Genomic DNA, 17156 nt, shown 5'->3' on the forward strand with positions numbered 1-17156 from the left:
TTCCGACACCGCCACCAGCGATAGCACTTCGACTGTGACTGCCCCTTCCCACGCCACCAGCGACGCTAGTGCTACCGCGACACCCCCTTCCGACACCGCCACCAGCGAAAGCAGTTCGACTGTGACTGCCCCTTCCCATGACGCCACCGGCGACAGCACTTCGACTCCGACCGCTGCTTCCGGCGCTACGACCAGCGATGGCAGTGATAGCAAGACCGCGCTTTCGCACCTCCTCGCTGGCAATAGCAGTTCGACGGACACCGCCGCCTCCGGCGCCACCACCAGCGATGGCAGTGATAGCAAGACCGCGCTTTCGCACCTCCTCGCCGGCGACGGCAGTACGACGGACACCAACCACGATAATGCCGGCGACAAGGTAAGCGAGGACGGCGGCGTTGGCCGCCTGTTGGCTGCGTTGAGCCATTCTCTTTCGGCGGGCTCGGAGCTTCTCCCGACCAACGACCCATCCGACAAGACGGCTACCAGCCTGATCCGCCACGGGTTCGCGCAAACCGTCCAGCCCGATGAAAATGTCGGCGCCCAGGCAAAGAACGGCGCCGCCGCCGAGATCATGTCCGGTCACGGAGGCAACGATGCCTTCGACTTCAGCAAGCTCCAGGACAAGCTCCACCTCGATCAAGCCGCTCTTACCGAGCTTAAGTCGGGTGGGCTTTCTTTGCATGCTTCCCCTGCTGATACGGCCACCGATGATGGTTCCCACCACATCATCTTTGACAGCTCAACCGGGTCGCTCTCTCTCGACAGCGACGCGGTCGACGGCGCAGCTCAAGCGCAGCTCGCCACCCATCTTCCGTGGCAGCACCACTCTTTGATCTAAAAACCGGAGCGGCGGACCTTCGACTCGAGTCGTGTCCGCCGCTCCGTCTTTGTTCAATTGCGCCACGGAAGCTTGACCAAGGAAGATGCGATACCGGCGGACATCCGACAGATCGAAGTTGGCCGCTTATCGCCAATGCGAATTTCGGATTCGCCACACTCTAAGCAGTCTCGGCAATTTTCAGCACGGTGTCGATCTCGGCCATCACCGCTGCCGGCAGCGGCCCTTTTTCCAGCGCGCCGAGATTGTCCTCGACCTGCTCGGGCCGCGTGAAGCCGGGAACCGGCAGGGCGATTGCCGACTTGGCGAGTATCCAGCCGAGCGCGCCCTGCGCAAGCGTGCGACCGCCCGAGGTGAGCAGGTCGCGGATTGCCGAGAGCCTTGACAGATAGTGCGGGTTGGCGGCGCCATCCCTGAAAAACACCATCCATTCGGCATTCCCGCCGCGCACATCGTTGGTGGGCAGCCGCATGGCCGGCGTGTATTTGCCGGTGAGCAGCCCCATTGCCAGCGGCAGCCGGCTGAACGAGACGAGGTTCTCGCGCGCCGCAACGGCCATCAGCTCGTTCGCCGGGGTAAACACATTGAAGTCGTTCTCTACGGCGACGAACCCCTCGCGCGGCGCGTAGGCGGCAAGCCTTTCGCGGTGATCGGTGCTCCAGCCGAAGCCGCCGATCTTGCCCTCCTGGCGCAACAGGCCGAGCGTATCGAACACCTCGCCGGCGCGCTCGATCGTATACTCGTTGATATGTAGCAGCACGACGTCGATACAATCGCGCTGCAGGCGCTGCCGCGAATTGTCGATCGATGTCCGGATCGCCGCGGCAGAGGCATCCTCGGGTGCGATCTTGCGCGTTTCGGGATCGCCGAAATAGCCGACCTTGGTGACGATGACGGCTTCGTCCTTACCCTTCAACGCCCGCCCGAGGATCAGTTCGGCATTGCCGGCGCCATAGGCGGCAGCCGTGTCGAACACCCGCGCCCCGATCTCATAGGCCATCGCCAGCGCGGCTTGCGACCTGACATCGTCGACCTCGCCATAGACTGTCGCCGTGTCACGCCAGCGCGCGGGGCCACCCGCCGCCCAGGTGCCGATGCCGATGCGCGGTACCGAGCGGCCATCCCAAAGCATCATCATCTGCATGCCCGGTTCCTCAACGACGCAAGCTGGCGCGGCGGGCACGCTCGCGGATCTCTTCGCGAGAAATGCCGGCATCCGCCAGTGTGCTGTCCCGGGCCTGCCTCAAGCTCGCAAGCGTCTGGCGATAGGCAATCCAGCGGGCGAAACGGTATCGAAGTTCATCCAACATGATCGTCTCCTTTGGCCCGCAGAATGCCCGCGCGCCTGGGTTGATCGAAAGCGCAAAGCATCTGCGCCAATCGCATGCGCGATCGAAAGGGTTGAGTTCGCTTCTTGGCCAGCCGAGGCGCTTGTCACGCCCCGCCAGGCAGGATTGTCCAACGCCTCCATACTTGCGCGTGGTGCTCGCTTCGCGCTACAGCCACGGTCGCAAGGAGTTTTTCATTTCTGCAAAATGGATATCGGCTGGGACGATCTCAGGTTGTTTCTCGACGTTGCGCGGCTGGGTGGCTTGAGCGCAGCGACGGGAACCACGCGCCTCAGCGCAGCCACCCTTGGACGACGCGTCACCGCGCTCGAAAAGCAGATCGGCGAACCTCTGTTCGTGCGCCAGCAGACCGGCTATCGGCTGACCCCGGTCGGGGAAGAACTGCTGCGGCGCGCCGAAGACGTCGAGGCGGCAATGCAGTCGCTGACCCGCTGGCGCGAGGGAAATCTGCCCGACCGCATTGTCCGCATCTCGGCCGGGCCATGGACCTCGGCCTTCGTTTCCGCCCATATCGGCGAGATCTGGACGGTCGATGACGGCATAAGGGTGGAGCTTGTCACCACCACCGACCGGGTCGACATCGGCCGGCGTGCCGCCGACATCGGTATCCGCAGCAAGCGCCCGACCGAGCAGTGGCTGGCCGGCCGTCAGAGCGGCAAGGTCGCCCACGCCATTTATTCCGGACGCCACCTGATCAACGGCATCGCCGCCGGATTGTTCGTCGGCGTCACCGGCGAAGGCGCAAACATTGCCTCGGCACGCTGGCTGCAAGCCCATCACGGCGACCGCATCGCCGTACGCGGCAACAACACCCATTCGGTGCGTGAACTGGTGGCCGCCGGCGCCGGCCTTTCGGTCTTTCCGTGCTTCGTCGGTGACGGCGATCCGCGGCTGGTTCGCGTCGCTCAGCCTATCCCCGAACTCGAAACCGACCAATGGATCGTCACCCATCACGAGGAACGTCACTCCCCGCCGGTACGGAAAGTCGCCGACCGGATCGCCGCCTTGATGCGGGCGCACCAGCCGCTGTTTCGCGGCGAGACGCCGATCCGGTAAGCCTCAGGCGTCGATCGGCCGCCAGTGGATCAAGAATACTTTGGTGGGCCGGACGATGTGCCGCTGCCGTTGATTTAATTGATTTTTTTCGTGTGCCAAAATCAGAAACCTTTCCGTATAGTTCCGCGACAATCAACCAGTCGAACATATGGCGCACTTGAGGACGACAAACCCGTGAAGGTGACGTAAGAGCTTTCGGCTGCGGTGCATCGGGGGCTGGTCACATATGCTGAAGTCCTGCGCTGGAGCCAGGCAAAGACGTCTCCGGTCCCATAAGGCCCATTCCTCCGTGATAGAGCACTTCATGGCCAGGGATCGAGGTTTAGCCAAGGCATGGCGCGACAGGAAAGATGCGGTATCACTCTGAACGCGGCGGCATCGCTCGAGCCGGCTCATAGCCGTATGCTTCGCCCTGACGCACCACGCGACCGATGCCCGGCCAGCCAAGGTGCGCGCCGGCGATCCACGTCCCCGCCTCGGCCGCGTCACTGAAAACCTTTAGGCGGGTTGTGCGCGCGGTCAGCTGATCGTCGTCATAGCCCCAACTGAACGCGGGATTGCCGAACTGCAAGGCCGGCACATGAACGATGTCCCCGAAGCATAGGAAACGGTCCTCGTCCGTGTCGAACGCGTAGCCGGTATGACCGGCAGCATGACCGGGCAGGGCGACCGCCCTCAATCGCTCACCCACCTGGTCGCCATTCTGGACGGGCTTCAGCAGGGGCCGGAACTGCGCAAGTTGCGCGTAAGCGAAAAAGCCCTCCACAGCCGCCTCGGGAATTACGATCGCCTTCAAGTTTGGAAAGAGCACTCGGCCGTCGGGGGTCAAAAGTCCGTGCACATGATCCTGATGGGCGTGGGTGAGCGCCAAGACCGTGATCGAAGCCGGGTCGATCTTGGCTTCCGCCATGGCCTGCTCAAGACACCCCACTGTCGGGCCCCAACCCCCTCCTCCGCTGTCGATCAGAACGCCGTCAACGCCTGGACCTGCGAGCGCGAAGCAATTGACAGACAGGCGAAGCGCCCCTGCCTGCGCAGCTTGCGGCACCGGATTGTCCTGCGGGTCCCGCAGAAGGTCTGCCGGCATCTCGATGTAACCGTCCGAGAGCGACCAGACGCGCCACCTTCCCGACGTGCTACCGAGCACGTTGTTGGTCTGCGATGTCACGATCATAAGGCCACCTGCCGCAAACGAAAATGGAGGATAGGTTCGATTATCACTATTGGCTCTCTGCATCCTCTGCGCAAAAGCGCGGGGAAACCGATGAAGATTAATCCGGAAAGCACCCGATCTCGATAAGCCACGGATTGGAAAATGATCGTTGACCGATCTGCTAGCTTCGCGGCGATGCCAGCTCTTGTTGCATGCCCATGTAGATTCCTCCCTTCGTAAGCTCGTCAATCATCTGATTTATGCGCTTTCGGCGTGTTTCCGGGTGACGGGCGCGCTCGATCCAATGCAAGTAATCATTACGCTGATAGGGAGGCCGTTGCTTGAAAGCAGGCATCAGATTTGCGGCCTCGAGCTCTGCACGCAAACTGTCGGGCATTTTAGCCAACGGACGTTTCAGCAAATCACGTCTCCGCCATTCGAATCCTGATGCTGAAATAGATCACAAGTCAGCCCTCGCGCCTGCGAGACCGCAGCCGGCCTGGCGACAGCCCTTTCAATCGGGTCACGACGCGATTCATATGGGCCTGGTGAGTGAAACCCGCGTGCTGAGCAATCTCGGCCAGCGGCAGATCGCTATTTTCCAAAAGCTCGACCGCGCGATCAACGCGGCGGCGTAAAATGAATTGATGTACCGGCAATTGCGTCGCCTCGCGAAAGGCGGCGGTGAAGGCGCGTCGTGGCATTCCCGCGATTCCGGCAAGATGGTCGATCGACACCCCCTTTTCCAGATCGCCGTCAATCGCAGCGAGAACCCGGTCGAACCGCTGCGAGGTTAGGACCGGAGACTTCTGCTGCCGCTGACGTGCATGCCCGAGACGGAGCAGGTTCGCGAAAACCAGGCCCAGCGTCCATTCGCGGACGATGGAGTTGGCTGGCGGGTCGCCTTCGAGGCGTCGGCACAACTCGGCCACCAGCGAATCGCGTATCGGTCGATCGGTCAGGATTACCAGGTCCTCGGGGGTCCCGCCTGCGGATACCAGGAGCCTTGACGCCAGAGCGGAGTCAACGGTGATCATCGTCAGCTCGCGCGGCTCCTCGATCTTGAACCGCGTGGCACGCTCAGGAAGGCTGAGCAGCAGGTCGCCGGGGCGGGTGAAGACGCGCCGCAGCCCGCGGCCAAGATCGATCTCTGCATAGGATGAACCGCTGCGAATCACACGCAGCTGAACGACTCCGGCCGGCGCATGGCGATAGTCGCCGGCAGGAAAGAACAACCTCTTTGCACTTGCCGCGGTCACCATCGTTGTACCGGGCGTCCGGACGCAAGTTCCTGCAGGACTTCGATGATCGATCGCCGCATCCTCGATCCTTGACGTCTACACTTTGGCCCGTTTGAATGGTCCACCAGGCGCATCGTTTGCCAGCGCAGTCAGTTCACCAATCCGGGGCACAAAGATGTTGTGCAGTGTCTGGATCATAATGGTCATTTCACGCTGAATTTGCAGTTCCTGTGCGGCGGGAAACAATGTGTCCTGCAAGAAGAGTTCCAGGCCTGCCTTGTCGTCCCATATCTCGATGATGCGATAGCCATCGTCGGTGGCATGCGCGATGTGCTGGTAGATGCCGCCAGCCGGCCGTTTCTCCACGCCGATCCGATCGAGGATGCGGCTATAATCTTCGGCCGTCAGGCCGGCAATATCAAGTGTCGTCACTACGGCCATGGTTCATCCTCGCTGCTGATAGTGGTTGTTTGACGTGGAGTTCTTGGACGGACCCCGGATCCTATTGGGCCGATGTCGTTTGGCATCGCCGTCCTGACGGCGAGTTTGACTCTCGAACTTCACCGAAGGAGCGGCCTTTGGTCCTCAGCCACCGAGCGCCTCGATGACAAGACGGGCGGTAGCCGCTCCGGAGAAGTTCTGCTGGCCGGTGATCAAATTGCCGTCGCGCACGGCAAAATCGCGCCACAGCCCGGCCTGAACATAATTCGCGCCGAGCGCACGCATCTCATCCTCGATCCGCCATGGCATCAGATGCGTACCGTGCGGCAGCGCGCCCATCTCCCAGACGGCATTATCGGCGAAGTCTTCCTCGACATTGGCGAAACCGGTAACAGTGCGCCCTTTGGCCAGCAGCTCGCCGGTTGAGAGGCGCGCGTAGCGCAGCAGCGCGACGCCATGACACAAGGCGGCCGCGACCTTGCCGGCCACGAAAAAGTTGACGAACAGCCGCTGCAACTCGGTTGCGCCTTCGAAGGTGAACATCGGCGCCTGGCCGCCAGCGACGACGATCGCGTCGAACGCGTCGACCGACAGCTCTGCGATGGGCCGGGTCGTCTCCACCAGCGCCGCCAGTTTCGGCGTCGACAGGAAACCGAGCGAGATCAGATCCGTATCCGAATAGCCGGACGGATCGCGCGGATCGCTCAACGCATCCGCCTCGCATTTGCCGCCCTCAGGCGAGAAGATCGCGACTTCGTATCCGCGCTCGGTGAAGGCGAGCCAGGGATGAGTTAACTCGCTCCACCAAAACCCGACCGGCCAGCCTGTGGTGGTTGAAACAGCCGGGTTTGAAAGGACCATCGCGACGCGTTTGGGATGCCGCGGGTCGAGTGGGTTGGAATCGCGCACGCTCATCGCGCCAACTCGACTGGTTCGCCAAGATTCGCCCAAATCGTCTTGTATTGGGTGTAGCTTTCCCATGCCTCGCGGCCCTGCTCGCGGCCATAGCCGCTCATCTTGAAGCCGCCGAACGGCGCATTAGGATGGTATTTGTGCCAGCAGTTCAGCCAGACCGTGCCTGCCTTGATCCGGTCGGCGAGCCGCAAGGCGCGGCCGAGATCGCCGGTCTGGATGCCCGAGGCGAGCCCGTAGCTGGTGTCGTTGGCGATCCGGATCGCGTCCTCCTCGCTGTCGAATGGAATCACCGGCAGGACGGGGCCGAAAATCTCTTCGCGCGATATCCTTAGGTCTTTGGTCGCATCGGCGAAGATGGTCGGCTCGATGAAGAGGCCCTTGCCGTTGACCTGGCGGGTGCCGCCGCCCGCGGTCAGTCGCGCGGTGTGCTTGCCCTCTTCGACATAGCTCAAGACCTTGTCATACTCGCCGCGCGACGCGATCGGCCCGATCATGGTCGCAGGGTCCAGCGGATCGCCGAGCGTCGCCGACTTCGCCATGGCGCTCAGCTTCTCGACAACCTCGTCATAGCAGGCGCGTTCGACCAGCAGGCGCGATCCGGCGACGCAGACCTCGCCCTTGTTCCAGAAGATGCCCCAGAAGGCTGCCTGTATCGCGGCATCGATATCGGCATCGGCAAAAACGATATTGGGACTCTTGCCGCCGAGCTCCATGGTCAGGTGTTTCATCGTCCCGGCACCGTTGCGCATGATGCCCTGGCCGACGGCGGTCGACCCGGTGAAGGCGATCTTGTCGACGCGGGCATCGTTGACCAGCGCGTCGCCGATGGTGCCGCCCGGCCCGGTGAGGAGATTGTAGACGCCTGGCGGCACGCCCGCGTCGAGGATGACTTGCGCCAGGGCGAGGGCCGTCAGGGGCGTGTCGGTCGCAGGCTTGTGAACGACCGTGTTACCCGCCGCGAGTGCCGGCGCGATTTTCGAACAGGACAGCGCGAGGGGAAAATTGAACGGGGTGATCGCAGCGACCACGCCGAGCGGCTCACGCCGCGTCAGGATCCTGATATTTGGTTCGTAGCTGGTACGATAGGCGCCGTCCATCGCGCTCATGGCGAGCCCGCCGTGAAAGCGGAACAGTCCCGAGCAGTGCGGCATGATGATATCGCGGAAATCGCGATAGGGCATACCCATATCCATCGCCTCGCGCACCGCGAAATCCTCGGCGCGCTCGTCCATCAGATCGGCGATGCGAAACAGGATCTTGGCACGCTCCTCATGATGCGTCCGCGCCCAGGGTCCTTGCTCGAAAGCCCGCTGCGCGGCCGCGACGGCATCGCTCGTATCGGTGACGCCCGCCTTCGCAATATTGGTGATCGCCGCCTCCGTGGTCGGATCAAAAGTCGTCGAAGTCTCGCCACTGACGGCATCGCGCCATTGGCCATCGATCAGCAGACGTCCTACTGGAATCGCCTTGCGCCGCGCGGGTAGATAATCAGTCATGAACCGGTTCCGTCCTGTCGAATGAGATTGAAGGAAATTGTCGGCCCCATCCCGCGCCGATAGGCGAGCTGGACCAATAGCAGCATCATCGGCTCGATCAGGCGCGAGGCCGTGAGATCGCCGACATCGACCGGCATTGTCGGTAGATCGGCGAGAAGCCAGCAAACCGCCGCCTTGGCATCAGCGTCATTGCCGGCGACATAGCTCATCACCGGATCGCCGTTGAGACGCGGATCATCCCTGTCAAGCAATTCGGCAAAGGTCGGAATGCACTTGACGACAAGCGCGCCCCGCGCGCGCCTCTGAACCTCCTCGCCTACAGACGTCGTAGTGCCTAGCAGCATCGTGGAAAGGTCAGGCGCGACTGCATTGGTATTGTCCCAGACGATCTTGCCCGACAAATCGCCAAGCGCGCCCATCACCAACTCGAGAGCCGGCCATGGCGTCGCCAGGGCAATTACGTCGGCCCATCTTGCTACTTCGTCAGGGGCACCGAAGCCAACATGGAGGGTTGCCGCGATTGCGCGCAACTTGCCTTCGTCACGACTGAAGCTGAGGCGAATTTCGTGCCCGGCGAGGCCAAGACGTTTCGCCAAGGCCTTCCCGAGCGAGCCTGGTCCGATGATCGCAACTTTCACAACTGCCTCCCGACACGCGATCGGGCTTGCCTAGCATCATTGCAGTCGCGCTTATTTCACGAATTGCCCTTGCACGATCGGGCGCACTCGTCACATGGGTCGGCGCCAATTGGCATCCGGATCCGCCGCGCGCTCACGCCCTCCCCGAACGTGTCCCTACTGGGCGTGTATGTGGGCCACCATAGAGGATGGTGCCATCAGCGGAGGTCCCCAGGGCACAAGGCTCACATTGGTGACGCTAGATTTTCTTTGCCTAATCTGTCGGCGTTGCGATGACTTTTGTGGCATCAGCACAACGCGATTGCCTGCAAAGCCGGGGAAAGGCCGCCTCAGGACGCCTTTCCAGACTGGCACGCCCCTTGCTTCGCTGTTCACGTGCAGAGCGTCTAGGGTTCCGGCCGTGTCGATCACGGTGCTGGTCCAAGAGACGCGACCGCTTGAGATGCATTGAGGCATCCGGCGGAACACGGCGGGCCAAAATCCCGGGAGAACCCTGCACGGGTTTGCTGGCGCGAACCTCTCCCGGATGCGCGCTCCGTGAACCCCCCAAACAGACGTTCGGACGCAATCCGGATCGCAAACAGGGGTATGCAATGCTTCGCAAACTGGCCGCAATCATTCTAGCCGCTTCACTCAGCCTTCCCTCCCTATCGGCCGCGGAAGCGGCGCCGAAGAAAGACTTCAAGATTTGCTGGTCGATCTATGTCGGCTGGATGCCGTGGGGCTATCTTTCCGACAGCGGCATCATGAAGAAATGGGCCGACAAATACGGCATCAATGTCGAGATCACCCGCATCAACGACTATGTCGAGAGCATCAACCAGTACACCGCCGGCGGCTTTGACGGCTGTTCGATGACCAACATGGATGCGCTTTCGATCCCGGCCGGCGGCGGTGTCGACACGACGGCCTTGATCGTCGGCGATTTCTCCAACGGCAACGACGCGGTCATCCTCAAGAACAAGGCCGCGCTCAAGGATATTGCCGGCCAGAAGGTGAATCTCGTCGAGCTTTCCGTCTCACATTACCTACTTGCGCGCGCGCTGGAGACGGTGGGGTTGGCCGAAAAGGACATTACGGTGGTGAACACCTCTGATGCCGACATGGTCGCTGCCTACGGCACCAGCGATGTCACTTCCGTCGTCACCTGGAATCCGCTGGTCTCGGAAATCGCCGCCATACCGGGCGCCCACAAGGTATTTGATTCGACTGAGATTCCCGGCGAGATCATAGACATGATGGTCGTCAACACCGCGATGCTGAAGGACAATCCGGCCTTGGGCAAGGCGCTTGTCGGTGCATGGTATGAAGCCATGGCGCTGATGACCTCGGGCACGCCCGAAGGCAAGGCGGCCAAAGAAGAGATGGCCAAGGCGTCGGGTACGGATCTTGCCGGTTTCGACGCTCAGCTTGCATCAACGGCGATGTTCTTCGAGCCGGCCAAGGCGGTCGCATTCACCAACGGCGCCGAACTGCCGAAGACCATGGATCTGGTGCGCAACTTCCTGTTCAGCCACGGCATTCTTGGTACCAATGCGCCAAGCGTCGACGTGATCGGCATGAGCTTCCCCGACGGCTCGACGCTGGGCGATGTCAACAACGTCAAGCTGCGCTTCGATCCGGCCTTTATGGCAGAGGCAGCGGGCGGAACGCTCTGACGCGGGAGCGCGACATGCTAGCCAGAGGAACCGGCATCATGCAGGCCGCGGTGGGTCCCGAAGTCGCGCGCCTGCAACTTAGCAGACCGAAAGCGCGGCTTCGTCTCATCAACGCGACGGTCTCGCGCGGCGGAGCGTTGCTGCTTGGGACGCTGCCGTTTGCCGCCGTGGCGATTGCCTATCTCTTCGCTTCGGCGCAAAGGCTGGCGGTCAATCCCAGCGACAAGCTGCTGCCTTCCCCTGCACAGATGTGGTCGGCCTTTTCAGACCTGGCGACGGTGCCGGACAAGCGCTCCGGCGACCTGATCCTGTGGGCCGACACCTATGCCAGCCTGATCAGGCTGTTCGCCGGAGTCGGCATGGCCACGCTGGTGGCGCTCAGCCTCGGCGTCGCCATAGGTTTCATCCCGCGCGTCAGGGCGTTTCTGCTGCCCTTGGTCACAGTTGTCTGCGTCATCCCGCCACTGGCGCTGCTGCCGATCCTGTTCATTGCGCTCGGCCTCGGCGAAACGGCCAAGATCACCTTGATCGCCGTCGGCGTCGCACCGGTCATGGTGCGCGACATTGCCAACCGGGTGATGGAATTGCCGCCGGAGCTCGTCGCCAAGGCACAGACGCTCGGCGGCAACAGCTGGACCATGGTGCTCAGGCTGGTGCTGCCACAGGTGATGCCGCGTCTCATCACGTGCGTACGGCTGGCGCTTGGGCCGGCATGGCTGTTCCTGATCGCGGCAGAAGCCATCGCCTCCACCGAGGGGCTCGGCTACCGCATCTTCCTCGTTCGTCGCTATCTGTCGATGGACGTCATCCTGCCTTACGTCGCCTGGATCTCGCTGCTTGCGGTGATGACCGACTGGCTGCTCGTGCGGCTCTCTCACATCATCTCGCCCTGGGCTCATCCGGTGCGGACCAGATGAGCCGGATCCTCGTCCATGGGCTGGAGAAGAGCTACGGCGACGCCCGCGTGCTGGAACGGGTCAACGTCTCCGCCGAAGCGGGTGAATTCCTGTCGCTGGTTGGCGCCAGCGGTTGTGGAAAATCGACGTTCCTGCGCATCCTGCTTGGCCAGGAACAGCAAAGTGGCGGCGTGGTCGTCGTCGGCGACCAGCCGATCGTGCCGGAGCCGACGCCGCAGCGCGGCATCGTCTTCCAGCGCTATTCCGTGTTTCCGCATCTGACCGCGTTGCAGAACTTGCTGCTGGTCGAGGACTTCCGTTCGGGGGGACCGTTCGGCCGCGTCTTCGGCGCCAGGCGCAAAAGCGCCAGGCAAGAGGCCGAAACCATGCTGGAACGGGTCGGGCTTGCCCATGCGCGCGACCTCTATCCGGCTTCGCTGTCGGGTGGCATGCAGCAACGGCTGGCGATCGCGCAGACCTTGCTCGGCCGGCCGCAGATCCTGCTTCTCGACGAGCCCTTCGGCGCGCTCGATCCCGGCATCCGTGCCGAGATGCATGAGCTGCTCATCGAGCTATGGACCGAACACGGCATGACCGTCGTCATGGTCACTCACGATATAGGCGAGGCATTCAAGCTCGGCACCCGCGTGCTCGTCTTCGACAAGGTGCGCCACGACCCCCAGTTCCCGTCCGCCTATGGCGCGACGATCACCTACGATCTGAAGCTCGACCGCAAGAACCGGGCTTCCGCACGAGACGTGGCCGAAGTGGCCGCGATGGTCGGGACGACCCGACTGGATAGCGCAATCGCGACGACGGCGTCGTGAAGGAGGTTTTCATGCACAGAGATAGTCCAGAACGCCGGCATCGCCGCGCCGGGCTCACCGACCGCGAGCCACGCCAACGCTTCCACCATCCGAACTTCGAGATCCGCGACATGCAGGGCTGGAAGTCGATCGAGGCGGAAGGAAAGCTGCCCGAGGATGGCTGGCGCAAGGAACAGAAATGGGCACTCGACATGGGCCTGCCCGGATCGGATTCGATCATCGACAAGTCGATCCCGACATTCGCGCGAGGCGAGTTGCCGCATTTCGCCGGCATCAACACCTTCCTCAAGGCGCCCTATGTCGAGAACGTCCGCGATGTCGGCAGGTATGACGCTGCCGTCATGGGCATTCCTTTCGACAGCGGCACCACCTACCGGCCCGGAACCCGCTTCGGGCCGCAAGGCATTCGCCGCATCTCGGCGCTCTACACGCCTTACAATTACGAGCTCGGTGTCGACCTGCGCGAGCAGATGACGCTTTGCGACGCCGGCGACGTCTTCACCATCCCCGCCAATCTCGAAAAGAGCTTCGACCAGATCACCAAGGGCGTCAGCCATGTCGCCTCGTCCGGCGCGCTGCCGATCATGCTGGGCGGCGACCATTCGATCGGGTTTCCGTGCGTGCGCGGCATTGCCGACGTGACCTCCAAGCGCATCGGCATCATCCATTTCGATCGCCACATCGACATCCAGGAAAAGGATCTCGACGAACGCATGCACACGACGCCCTGGTACTGGGCAACCAACTTGCCGAACGTCTCGGCCACCAATCTGGTGCAACTCGGCATCGGCGGCTGGCAGGTGCCCCGCTACGGCGTGGCCGAGGCGCGAAAGCGCGGCACCAACGTGCTGACGATCTCCGATATCGAACAGATGGGGCTGGAGAAGGCGGCGGAGATCGCGCTCGAGCTCGCATGGAAGGACACCGACGCCGTATACATCTCCTTCGATGTCGACAGCATCGATTGCGGTTTCGTGCCGGGCACGGGCTGGCCGGAGCCGGGCGGGTTCCTGCCGCGCGAGGCGCTAAAGCTGCTCGGGCTCGTCTCTGCGCCCGGCATCTGCGGACTGGAAGTGGTCGAGGTGTCGCCGCCCTACGACACGTCGGACATCACGGCGCTGTTTGGTGTGCGGGTGGTCGTCGAGGCGCTCGGCTCGATGGTCGCGCACGGCAATCTCGGCAAGCACAAATCCATTATCGACAAGCCGACGAGCTTTTGACCATGCACGAGGATCATCATCACCACGACCATGATCATGGCGACGGCCACCATCACGGGCCGAACGGTTATCATCACCATCCGCACCCCGTCGGCCACAACGGGCCGGCCGGCAAGCCGTTGCAATGGCAGACCCCGCATCTACCGCACCATCATGCGCCCGAACCCGCCGACGCGCGGGCGACGGATCTCGATCTCGTCGAGACCGCGTTTCTCGAAGGGTTTTCGCGGGCGCCCGACCCCTCCAGTTTCCTGCGCCTCGCCGGAATTCCCTTCGTCGGCGAAACCGCCGACGGCATGCGGCTGCATCTCCTGCGCGTCGAGACGCAGGACATGGTCGATGTCGGCGCCGTCATGCCGCTGATTGGTGGCGCCGGCGTCACCTATCACCCGCTGCCCGCGAAACTGACGTCGCGCCGGCGCCGCCTGGCCTTCGTCTACCATGATGGCAGGGGACAAAGACCCCTCGACTTCGGCGAGGCGCGGCTTCTGGCGGACAGGTCCGGCGCCGCACAATTCACCATGCCAGGGACCGGACAATGAGCACCGGCCTTGAACCGATCGCACCTCTATCAAACAGGTCCAGAACCATGAATAGAACGCTTTCATTCTTCGGCAGACTCGCCCTGGCAGCCGCCACAACCCTCATCCCCTCATTGGCGTTCGCCCATAGCGGCGGTTTTCATGCCCATGGGTTTGTACACGGCCTTCAGCACCCGCTGGCCGGTATGGACCACCTGCTTGCCATGATGGCTGTCGGCATCATTGCCGCTCGCGCCGGCGGCAGGGGGACCATCATCGTGCCGTCGTGCTTTGTCTCGGCGATGGTCGCTGGCGCCCTGCTCGGTGTCGCCGGCATCGGCCTGCCCTCACTGGAAACCGGCATAGCGCTATCGCTGGTAGTCTTCGGCGCCATGATGATGCTTGCCAAGCCGTTTCCGCTCGCTGTGGCTGCCTCGCTGACTGCCCTTTTCGCCCTCTTCCACGGCAATGCCCACGGCGTCGAAGTTCCCGAGACGTCGAGCGGCATCGCTTATGCGGTTGGCTTCGTGGTCGCCACCTCGGCTCTTCACGCAACCGGCGCGTTGGCCGCCCTGACACTTCGGCGCTGGCCGGGAGCCATCCGCACGGCAGGGGTCGGCACGTCGGTGGTCGGTATGGCGTTGGCAGCACAGATCATCTGACCCGCAACCCAGGCATCTGCGATGAACAGGAGGGGAAGGCATGACCAAGCGGCTGACCGTTTGGCAGGGAATTCGGAACATGCTGTATCAGATCCTGAAAATCCGGGCTGAGCGGCTCTGATCACATCCGCCCGAGATCAAACCCGCGACCGGCTTCGTGCCGGACGCGGTTGTTCCTATGCGCATAGAGGCTTCCCTGAACCATGAGTATTCTGCGCTCAGGCGCGAACCGGTTCGCGCCTGAGGGCAGAATTGTGCCAGCAGGGGGTCGTAGACGATGCCGACGATCGGGGCGGATCCCAAGCATCTCGGTGCGCGCACTGGCATTGCACCTATGTTCCCACTCATCGGAACGGGCGCTGCGGCACCATCCGCATGTCATGCCGGGCAGCCGCATGGCGCCGGACGGAAGCAGGTGGATGTCATCGCGCCCGACCTTCCTCCTCCAGTGCCGGTGCTCGGGGAACTGTTCCGCCGACTCGTCACCCGGCCGATCGCCGTCCATTATGCTGGTAGGCTCCGCCCAAACAACTCTGAGGGGAACGGAACTTGGAGGGCTGGAAAGTCGATACCTCCCAGTGAGTGGGCTTCTCCCTTCTTGGCCAAAGGGAGAACGCCAGTGAACAGGCTTCTCGGTCCCCGCTAATGATCGTTATGCAGGCCGTTCGGTAGCACTCGGTCGCCACTTGATGAGATGCTTCTCAGCGACGTCCAGGATGCTGTCGATAATCAGCACGAAGATCGCCAGGATCAGGATGCCTGCGAAGACGCCGACCGCATCAAAATTGCCTTCCGCCTGAGCGATCAGATAGCCTAGCCCGGCCGAAGCGCCAAGATATTCGCCGATAATCGCCCCGACGACGGCAAAGCCGACCGATGTGCGCAACGACGACAGAATCCAGCTTGCCGCCGCGGGGAAGTAGACGTGGCGAAGCAAGTCGGACCGCTTGGCTCCCAGAATGCGGGCGTTCGATAGCACCACCGGGTTCACTTCACGGACGCCCTGCATGGCGTTAAAGAAGGTGACGAAGAACACAAGCGTGACCGCGAGCGCCACCTTGGACCAGAGACCGAGGCCGAGCCAAAGTACGAAGATAGGCGCAAGCACGACACGGGGAATTGCATTCAGGCCCTTGATGAAAGGATCCAGAATGCGCGCGGCCGAACGGCTGAGACCGAGCCATACGCCTGCCGCCACGCCAAGTGCCGTTCCGACCAAATAGCCGAGCACGGTTTCCGTCAGGGTGATCGCTACATGTCTATAAAAGCTGGCGTCTATCACCCAGGATACAATCTGTTTGAAGATGTCCACCGGCGCCGGAAAAAAGAAGACGTCGATCACCCCTGCCATAACACCGAGCTGCCAGCCGCCGACAATTGCCACCAAAAGCGCGGCCTGGATAGAGCGTTCAGTCGTGGCGTTCATAGCTTTTCTCCACTTCGCCGCGCAGGGACGACCATATACTGCGATAAAGATCCATGAAGCGTGGATCGAGCTTGATTTCGGCGACGTCGCGTGGGCGTTCAAGGTCGACGGGGAAGCTGTCGATCACGTGCGAGCATGGTCCGGCGGCAAGCACCACGACCCGATCACCGAGAGCAATTGCCTCTTCCAGGTCGTGTGTGATCATCACAACGGCGCGCCGCTCCTCCTGCCAAAGCCGCAAAAGCTCATTCTGCATCAGGTGGCGGGTATGAATATCCAGCGCCGAGAAAGGCTCGTCCATCAGGATAACCTTGGGACCAGTAATCAGCACCTGTGCCATCTGCACCCGCTTGCGTTGACCGCCTGAAAGCTGATGCGGATAGCGATGCTCGAAGCCCTTGAGCCCGACTTTCGCCAGCCATCTCATCGACTGCCCACGACGATCGGCAGCGCCGACACCCTTGAACATGGGGCCGAGTTCCACGTTCTCGATCGCGGTCTTCCACGGAAGCAATGCATCCTGCTGGAAGAGATAGCCGATGTCGTTCTGGATCCCGCGCACCGGCTGACCATCGATTGATACGGTGCCACTCGCTGGTTTCAGCAGGCCGGCAACCGCATTGAGTATCGTGCTCTTGCCGCAGCCGGTTGGGCCAACGATGGCGAGGAACTCGCCATCGGAGACCTTCAGATTTACATCTTGCACCGCCACATAGGCACCGAAGGCCATGGTGACCGCGTCGAGGGAAACCATCGACTTTGCTTGATGACGGTTGTTCGCCGGGGGGGCGGTTTTTACTATGGCCAATGCCATGACCT

The 17156-nt window shown here is 62.3% G+C and carries 18 protein-coding genes, 2 pseudogenes and 1 riboswitch; of the genes and pseudogenes, 9 read left to right on the top strand and 11 right to left on the bottom strand.

Features of this window, described 5'->3' with window-relative positions:
* Nucleotides 1-838, top strand: a pseudogene (locus tag NKH13_RS32875) (hypothetical protein); the annotation flags it as partial.
* A gap of 160 nt (nt 839-998) precedes the next feature.
* Here NKH13_RS32875 and NKH13_RS32880 read toward each other — a convergent pair.
* Together NKH13_RS32880 and NKH13_RS32885 are read right to left on the bottom strand one after the other, a co-directional pair.
* Nucleotides 999-1982, bottom strand: a complete 984-nt coding sequence (locus NKH13_RS32880; protein WP_352916984.1) for an aldo/keto reductase — start codon at nt 1980-1982, stop codon at nt 999-1001.
* Between the two features lie 10 nt (nt 1983-1992).
* Nucleotides 1993-2148: a YjiS-like domain-containing protein gene (locus NKH13_RS32885; protein ID WP_352467081.1), complete on the bottom strand. Its 156-nt coding sequence runs from the start codon at nt 2146-2148 to the stop codon at nt 1993-1995.
* Nucleotides 2149-2373: 225 nt separating this feature from the next.
* Between NKH13_RS32885 and NKH13_RS32890 the strand changes: the two genes are divergently transcribed.
* Nucleotides 2374-3243 carry a LysR family transcriptional regulator gene (locus tag NKH13_RS32890; RefSeq protein ID WP_352916986.1) on the top strand — a complete coding sequence of 290 codons (870 nt, stop codon included), beginning with the start codon at nt 2374-2376 and terminating at the stop codon, nt 3241-3243.
* A 358-nt stretch (nt 3244-3601) separates the two neighbouring features.
* Here NKH13_RS32890 and NKH13_RS32895 read toward each other — a convergent pair whose 3' ends face one another.
* From NKH13_RS32895 to NKH13_RS32925, 7 genes are all read right to left on the bottom strand, one after another.
* Nucleotides 3602-4417, bottom strand: coding sequence for an MBL fold metallo-hydrolase (locus NKH13_RS32895; protein ID WP_352916987.1), 816 nt, complete (start codon nt 4415-4417; stop codon nt 3602-3604).
* A gap of 160 nt (nt 4418-4577) precedes the next feature.
* The gene (locus NKH13_RS32900) at nt 4578-4817 is read right to left on the bottom strand and encodes a YdeI/OmpD-associated family protein (RefSeq protein ID WP_352467078.1); all 240 of its coding nucleotides are present in this window, start codon (nt 4815-4817) and stop codon (nt 4578-4580) included.
* A gap of 46 nt (nt 4818-4863) precedes the next feature.
* Nucleotides 4864-5658 (bottom strand): helix-turn-helix domain-containing protein, encoded by a 795-nt coding sequence (locus NKH13_RS32905; RefSeq protein ID WP_352916989.1) that lies wholly within the window; start codon nt 5656-5658, stop codon nt 4864-4866.
* A 75-nt stretch (nt 5659-5733) separates the two neighbouring features.
* Nucleotides 5734-6078 (bottom strand): hypothetical protein, encoded by a 345-nt coding sequence (locus tag NKH13_RS32910; protein ID WP_352721406.1) that lies wholly within the window; start codon nt 6076-6078, stop codon nt 5734-5736.
* Nucleotides 6079-6222: 144 nt separating this feature from the next.
* The gene (locus NKH13_RS32915; protein WP_352916991.1) at nt 6223-6993 is read right to left on the bottom strand and encodes a type 1 glutamine amidotransferase domain-containing protein; all 771 of its coding nucleotides are present in this window, start codon (nt 6991-6993) and stop codon (nt 6223-6225) included.
* The gene (locus tag NKH13_RS32920) at nt 6990-8489 is read right to left on the bottom strand and encodes an aldehyde dehydrogenase family protein (protein WP_352916993.1); all 1500 of its coding nucleotides are present in this window, start codon (nt 8487-8489) and stop codon (nt 6990-6992) included. Before NKH13_RS32920 ends, NKH13_RS32915 begins: the two co-directional genes overlap by 4 nt.
* The gene (locus NKH13_RS32925) at nt 8486-9127 is read right to left on the bottom strand and encodes an NADPH-dependent F420 reductase (protein WP_352916995.1); all 642 of its coding nucleotides are present in this window, start codon (nt 9125-9127) and stop codon (nt 8486-8488) included. The genes NKH13_RS32920 and NKH13_RS32925 overlap by 4 nt, the downstream gene beginning before the upstream one ends.
* 375 nt (nt 9128-9502) lie before the next feature.
* Nucleotides 9503-9618: riboswitch (guanidine-I (ykkC/yxkD leader) on the top strand.
* Between the two features lie 102 nt (nt 9619-9720).
* Between NKH13_RS32925 and NKH13_RS32930 the strand changes: the two genes are divergently transcribed.
* The 7 genes and pseudogenes from NKH13_RS32930 to NKH13_RS35820 all read left to right on the top strand — a co-directional run.
* Nucleotides 9721-10785 carry a putative urea ABC transporter substrate-binding protein gene (locus tag NKH13_RS32930; RefSeq protein WP_352916996.1) on the top strand — a complete coding sequence of 355 codons (1065 nt, stop codon included), beginning with the start codon at nt 9721-9723 and terminating at the stop codon, nt 10783-10785.
* Nucleotides 10786-10823: 38 nt separating this feature from the next.
* On the top strand, nt 10824-11702 hold the full coding sequence (locus tag NKH13_RS32935) for an ABC transporter permease (RefSeq protein ID WP_352917043.1): 879 nt from the start codon (nt 10824-10826) through the stop codon (nt 11700-11702).
* Complete coding sequence (locus NKH13_RS32940) at nt 11699-12508, top strand: ATP-binding cassette domain-containing protein (RefSeq protein WP_352916998.1); 810 nt, start codon at nt 11699-11701, stop codon at nt 12506-12508. The genes NKH13_RS32935 and NKH13_RS32940 overlap by 4 nt, the downstream gene beginning before the upstream one ends.
* Nucleotides 12509-12519: 11 nt before the next feature.
* On the top strand, nt 12520-13728 hold the full coding sequence (locus NKH13_RS32945) for an agmatinase family protein (RefSeq protein WP_352916999.1): 1209 nt from the start codon (nt 12520-12522) through the stop codon (nt 13726-13728).
* A gap of 2 nt (nt 13729-13730) precedes the next feature.
* Entirely contained in the window at nt 13731-14270 is a 540-nt protein-coding gene (locus NKH13_RS32950) for a hypothetical protein (protein WP_352917001.1), read from the top strand.
* Between the two features lie 47 nt (nt 14271-14317).
* A complete protein-coding gene (locus NKH13_RS32955) occupies nt 14318-14911 on the top strand; it encodes a HupE/UreJ family protein (protein ID WP_352917003.1) in 594 nt (197 codons plus the stop codon).
* Between the two features lie 274 nt (nt 14912-15185).
* Nucleotides 15186-15431, top strand: a pseudogene (locus tag NKH13_RS35820) (IS91 family transposase); the annotation flags it as partial.
* A gap of 132 nt (nt 15432-15563) precedes the next feature.
* Here NKH13_RS35820 and NKH13_RS32960 read toward each other — a convergent pair.
* Both NKH13_RS32960 and NKH13_RS32965 read right to left on the bottom strand, forming a co-directional pair.
* Complete coding sequence (locus NKH13_RS32960) at nt 15564-16337, bottom strand: ABC transporter permease (RefSeq protein ID WP_352917045.1); 774 nt, start codon at nt 16335-16337, stop codon at nt 15564-15566.
* Nucleotides 16321-17151 (bottom strand): ABC transporter ATP-binding protein, encoded by an 831-nt coding sequence (locus tag NKH13_RS32965; RefSeq protein ID WP_352917005.1) that lies wholly within the window; start codon nt 17149-17151, stop codon nt 16321-16323. Before NKH13_RS32965 ends, NKH13_RS32960 begins: the two co-directional genes overlap by 17 nt.
* Nucleotides 17152-17156: the final 5 nt, after the last annotated feature.

It is taken from the genome of Mesorhizobium sp. M1348 (assembly GCF_040317925.1).
Lineage (GTDB): Bacteria > Pseudomonadota > Alphaproteobacteria > Rhizobiales > Rhizobiaceae > Mesorhizobium.

Coding starts and splice junctions, on each gene's coding strand:
- NKH13_RS32880 (WP_352916984.1), bottom strand. CDS start 1,982: ATGCAGATGATGATGCTTTGGGATGGCCGCTCGGTACCGCGCATCGGC.
- NKH13_RS32885 (WP_352467081.1), bottom strand. CDS start 2,148: ATGTTGGATGAACTTCGATACCGTTTCGCCCGCTGGATTGCCTATCGC.
- NKH13_RS32890 (WP_352916986.1), top strand. CDS start 2,374: ATGGATATCGGCTGGGACGATCTCAGGTTGTTTCTCGACGTTGCGCGG.
- NKH13_RS32895 (WP_352916987.1), bottom strand. CDS start 4,417: ATGATCGTGACATCGCAGACCAACAACGTGCTCGGTAGCACGTCGGGA.
- NKH13_RS32905 (WP_352916989.1), bottom strand. CDS start 5,658: ATGGTGACCGCGGCAAGTGCAAAGAGGTTGTTCTTTCCTGCCGGCGAC.
- NKH13_RS32910 (WP_352721406.1), bottom strand. CDS start 6,078: ATGGCCGTAGTGACGACACTTGATATTGCCGGCCTGACGGCCGAAGAT.
- NKH13_RS32915 (WP_352916991.1), bottom strand. CDS start 6,993: ATGAGCGTGCGCGATTCCAACCCACTCGACCCGCGGCATCCCAAACGC.
- NKH13_RS32920 (WP_352916993.1), bottom strand. CDS start 8,489: ATGACTGATTATCTACCCGCGCGGCGCAAGGCGATTCCAGTAGGACGT.
- NKH13_RS32930 (WP_352916996.1), top strand. CDS start 9,721: ATGCTTCGCAAACTGGCCGCAATCATTCTAGCCGCTTCACTCAGCCTT.
- NKH13_RS32935 (WP_352917043.1), top strand. CDS start 10,824: ATGCAGGCCGCGGTGGGTCCCGAAGTCGCGCGCCTGCAACTTAGCAGA.
- NKH13_RS32940 (WP_352916998.1), top strand. CDS start 11,699: ATGAGCCGGATCCTCGTCCATGGGCTGGAGAAGAGCTACGGCGACGCC.
- NKH13_RS32945 (WP_352916999.1), top strand. CDS start 12,520: ATGCACAGAGATAGTCCAGAACGCCGGCATCGCCGCGCCGGGCTCACC.
- NKH13_RS32950 (WP_352917001.1), top strand. CDS start 13,731: ATGCACGAGGATCATCATCACCACGACCATGATCATGGCGACGGCCAC.
- NKH13_RS32955 (WP_352917003.1), top strand. CDS start 14,318: ATGAATAGAACGCTTTCATTCTTCGGCAGACTCGCCCTGGCAGCCGCC.
- NKH13_RS32960 (WP_352917045.1), bottom strand. CDS start 16,337: ATGAACGCCACGACTGAACGCTCTATCCAGGCCGCGCTTTTGGTGGCA.
- NKH13_RS32965 (WP_352917005.1), bottom strand. CDS start 17,151: ATGGCATTGGCCATAGTAAAAACCGCCCCCCCGGCGAACAACCGTCAT.